Source organism: Deltaproteobacteria bacterium (genome assembly GCA_016930875.1).
GTDB lineage: Bacteria > Desulfobacterota > Desulfobacteria > Desulfobacterales.
On the sequence record JAFGFW010000168.1, the window covers coordinates 1 to 2,946 of the forward strand.

The window sequence follows — 2,946 nt, forward strand, 5'->3', positions numbered from 1 at the left end:
AGCCGATGTCGAAGATCCGCCGCAGGAGGGATACCGCATCTCCTGCGTTGTTCCGCCTGCGGCGGACGGTAAACTACTACAGCTTCACTCTTGACGTCTTAGAGCTACGGCATCCTCGACTTTTGCAACGTTAGGGTATAGATTTCCATATTTTTTATCTCCGTTAGTTTTATTGAGTGAATCTTTCCAATGGTTCTGCTTGGACTCATCGGCCTCGTAGTTTCATCGTCCCTCCACTGAGGGCCTCGACAAAGGGGTTGTTATGCGGAGTCGTCCCACTCTTCTCAGGCCTGCGTTCCTTGTCACTGTTCCCAGACCGTTTTGAGCTTCTTGTTTCCTTTCCATTTGACTGGTCCGAATTCTTTCTCATAGAAAGGGAAATCCGCTTTCTTTCCAGGTCAACACCAAGTACAGTCACAGTCACCCTCTGGTTGACTTTGACTACCTTACGGGGATCTTTGACAAAGCGGTCAGCTAGCTGGCTTATGTGGACTAAGCCGTCTTGGTGAACTCCGATATCCACGAAAGCACCAAAGGCCGTGACGTTTGTGACCACTCCAGGCAGCTTCATGCCAGACCTGACGTCTTCAATTGTTTCTATGCCCTCTGTAAAGTGAAAGCCTTCAAACTGCTTTCGGGGGTCACGACCGGGCTTGGCAAGCTCAGCAAGGATATCAGTTAGAGTAGGTACCCCCACCTTGTCTGTTACATATTTTTGCAAATCGATTCTTTGTCTGAGTTCCTCATCTTCAAGCAAAGCTCTCACTTCACAGCCCAGATCCGCAGCCATGGCCTCCACAATGTGATAGGATTCAGGATGAACTGCGCTGGCATCAAGAGGGTTTTTACCATTTTTGACGCGAAGGAAGCCTGCCGCCTGCTCAAATGCCTTAGGGCCAAGGCGTGGCACTTTCTTCAAATCCTTCCTGGATGTCAGCGGACCATTCTCATTCCGGTAGGCGATTATATTCTTTGCCAGCTGAGGACCAAGACCTGAGACGTAGGTGAGAAGCTGTTCGCTCGCCGTGTTGACTTCCACACCCACAGCATTGACGCAGCTTATTACCACATCATCCAGGCTCTGCTTCAGTGCCTGCTGGCTCACGTCATGCTGATATTGCCCAACGCCAATGGACTTAGGGTCTATCTTTACCAGCTCCGCCAAAGGATCCAGGAGGCGTCTCCCTATGGAAATCGCTCCTCGAAACGAGACGTCCAAATCAGGAAACTCAGCCCTTGCTACTTCAGAAGCCGAGTAGACTGAAGCACCACTCTCATTAACCATAACCACGGGAACATTGTGGGGAAGACTTAGGCTCTTGACAAACGCTTCCGTCTCTCTTCCCCCGGTCCCGTTTCCTACGGCTATGGCTTCGAGTTCGTAAGTGTTAGACAATCCCCTGAGCTTTGCAGCCGCCTCCTTCTTGGCATGTTCGGACTGGAAGAGATACAAGGTGGCCGTCTGGAGCAGTATGCCTTGGCGATCCAAAGACGCCACCTTAGACCCTGTCCGAATACCTGGGTCAATGGCCATGACATTCTTTTGGCCAAGCGGCGGCGCAAGGAGAAGTTCCCGAAGATTATCGGCAAATATCTTTATCGCTTCCGAATCGGCGCGCTGTTTCGTTTCCACGCGGATCTCTGTTTCCATGGAACGACAGAGAAGCCTCTTGTAGCAGTCGTGTACAGCGGCCTTTACTTCTTGTGAGGCAGGCCCTGTATCCTTAACGAACATGGACTCCAAAAGAGCCAATGCTTCCTCCTCAGGGGGCTCCGCCCGCAAAGTCAGAAACCCTTCCTTCTCTCCCCGCCGCATGGCCAGTATTCTGTGAGATGGTGCCTTGGTTACAGGCTCTTCCCAATCGAAGTAGTCTCTGAATTTGGCGCCCTCTGTCTCTTTGTCCGCGATGACCTTCGAACGGAAAAGTCCCTTATTCGTAAAAAGAGCTCTCATTCTCTTGCGAGCTTCCTGGTTTTCGTTTACCCACTCTGCAATAATATCTCGGCTGCCAGCCAGAGCATCCTCCAATGTTTCAACTCCTTTTTCAAGGTCAATGTAGATACGTGCCTCGGCAACAGGGTCAGTGTCCTCTTTTTGTTCGAAAATGAGTTTTGCGAGAGGTTCCAGTCCCTTTTCCTTGGCGATGGTTGCGCGTGTGCGCCGCTTTGGCCTATAGGGCAGGTAGATATCCTCCAAAGTGCTTAAGGTATCCGCAGCCAGAATCTTTTCTTTCAACTGGTCTGTGAGCAACTCCCTTTCTTGGAGCGATTTCAGGATGCTCTCTCGCCGTCTGTCCAATTCCTCTAATTGAGCTGTTCTGTCACGGATTGCGGTTATAGCCACCTCGTCTATGGATCCGGTAGCCTCTTTTCTATATCGAGCAATAAAGGGCACCGTGGCGCCGTCTTCGAGCAGGTTTGCTGTCGCCACGATCTGTCGGGGGCTGAGGTTCAGTTCGTCAGCGATCTTTACAGCATGTTTTTCGTTCATCGTCCCTCCAATTTCCATTCGTGTTCCTTCCGTATCATGACTCTCCGATAATTACACCCCGTAATAAACCCTATCCTTAAACTCCTGCCTCTATCCGTCGTTCCATTGCTGAACAGACGCGTATCTTGGGAACGTCTATGATTTTATGCTTTACGTTGGGCGAAGAAGATTCTATGAACAGGCCCCCTTCACGCCGGGGTTTACTGTCAAGCGTGAAGGCCCGACAGTTGGTTAGGATTTTTAGGTAACTAGTGCCCATCCACGAATGGTTTTCAAATCAAAGGGCACTAACTACAACTAATCGGGAGATGATTCATAAAAAATAAATATTTAGATTGCTATTACGTATAATGGTGCTTATTATCTACCATCAATTAAGTCTCGCCGTAAATTGGCGGGAGGGTTTCTTTCTGTGGGAATTATACGTTTGTTAAACGCTATCATCCTTCAGTTGG

Annotated in this window: 1 protein-coding gene; it reads right to left on the minus strand. The window is 49.7% G+C overall.

Annotated elements, in window-relative coordinates:
- Positions 1-205: 205 nt before the first annotated feature.
- On the minus strand, positions 206-2,491 hold the full coding sequence (locus JW883_14325) for an RNA-binding transcriptional accessory protein (protein MBN1843444.1): 2,286 nt from the start codon (positions 2,489-2,491) through the stop codon (positions 206-208).
- Positions 2,492-2,946 lie beyond the last annotated feature (455 nt).

What these genes read in the sequence shown, in the direction of transcription:
- JW883_14325 (MBN1843444.1), bottom strand. Translation starts at nt 2,491, where the DNA reads ATGAACGAAAAACATGCTGTAAAGATCGCTGACGAACTGAACCTCAGC.